This window comes from Campylobacter estrildidarum (genome assembly GCF_005406205.1).
Taxonomy (GTDB): domain Bacteria; phylum Campylobacterota; class Campylobacteria; order Campylobacterales; family Campylobacteraceae; genus Campylobacter_D; species Campylobacter_D estrildidarum.
In genome coordinates, this window is the sequence record NZ_NXLZ01000036.1 from 1 (window position 1) to 1,492 (window position 1,492).

The following is a 1,492-nucleotide window of genomic DNA, read 5'->3' on the forward strand; positions in this document are numbered from 1 at the left end:
CTTTAGATTATCTTTAATTTATTTTAATTTATTATACTTTACAAAAATTTTTTATTGACTTTATTATTGACCTAGTTAAATTTTCTTATTGACTCTATTGACCTAAAGGAATAAAATGCTAAACGACACAAAAATAAAAGCTTTAAAGGCTAAAGATAAAAAATATTATATTGCTGATTTTGATAACCTTCTTCTTTGTGTTTATCCAAGTGGTAAAAAAACCTTTATGTTTAATTATAAATGTCCTAAAACTTTAAAATATAAAAGAATAACCTTAGGAGAATACCCTACCCTAAGTCTTGCAAATGCAAGAAGTCAAAGAGATAAACTAAAGATTAACCTAATAGATAATGAAAGTATACATGAAAAAACCGACATCACGTTTAAACATTTAGCACTTGAAAAAATGGAGCTTAAAAAATTAGAACTAAGCGAAAAAACTTATAAAAGCTATATGAGTTATTTACAAAGATTTGCTTTTGGAATTTATGGAGATATTATATTAGACAAACTTCAAATCAAAGATATTTTAAAAAGTTTTGAGAAATTTAGAAAAGAAAATATAAAAGAAGGTGCAGATAAATTCTTCACTCTTTTAAATGAAATTTTTAGATATGGAGTAATGAAAGAGTATATTAAAAATAATCCTATAGTAAATTTAAATAGAAAAGATTTACTTATAAACAAGGCAAGTAAAAACCACGCTACCATTTTAGAAATTAAAGAAATTAAAACGTTAGTAAATGATATAGTTAATTATAAAGGTTTTATTAATGTCAAAATTGCAGCCATGTTTTCTTTATTGACCGCACAAAGAAGTTTTAGTATAAGAAGTTCAAAATGGGAAGATATTGACCTAGAAAATGGCATGTGGTATATACCGCAAGAGGATATGAAAATGAGAAGAGCACATACTATACCTTTAAATTCTCAATGTGTATATATGCTTAAAAAATATAAAGAAATGAGTGTTGATACTGGATATTTATTTTATAGCTTAAGAAGCAAAAGTGAAATTATAAGCGATAATACAATTAGATCTATGTTTAGAAGAATGGGATATTCTAACGATGATTTTACCCCACATGGCTTTCGTGCTATGTTTAGCACATTAGCACACGAAAATCGAGATAAACATCGAATGAGTAGCGATATTATAGAATTATGTTTAGCACACGTGGAGAAAAATAAAATTAAATCAGCATACAACCATGCTTTAAATTTAAAAGAAAAAACCATTCTTATGCAATGGTGGGGGGATTATCTAAATGAGATTGCTGATTTAAATCAACAAGTCCAAAATATTTTTTTATAAAATTTTCAATATCTTGTTTTGGATAGAGCCCTGGACAATTTCTGTGTTGTTTAAACTCTCTAAATTTACCTTGTTTTGCGTATTTATGAACTATAGGCTCTTTTACTTTCAAGAGATTTGACACTTCTTTTCTAGTATAATAATCTCCAATATCCAATCTAATCATGTTTTACTCCT

At 26.4% G+C, this 1,492-nt stretch carries 1 protein-coding gene; it reads left to right on the forward strand.

The features are described from left to right. The first annotated feature begins 115 nt into the window (after positions 1 to 115). Positions 116 to 1,315 carry a tyrosine-type recombinase/integrase gene (locus CQA69_RS08810; protein WP_137621397.1) on the forward strand — a complete coding sequence of 400 codons (1,200 nt, stop codon included), beginning with the start codon at positions 116 to 118 and terminating at the stop codon, positions 1,313 to 1,315. Positions 1,316 to 1,492 lie beyond the last annotated feature (177 nt).

Excerpts from the sequence above, each read along its gene's own strand:
- CQA69_RS08810 (WP_137621397.1), top strand. The coding sequence starts at position 116 with ATGCTAAACGACACAAAAATAAAAGCTTTAAAGGCTAAAGATAAAAAA.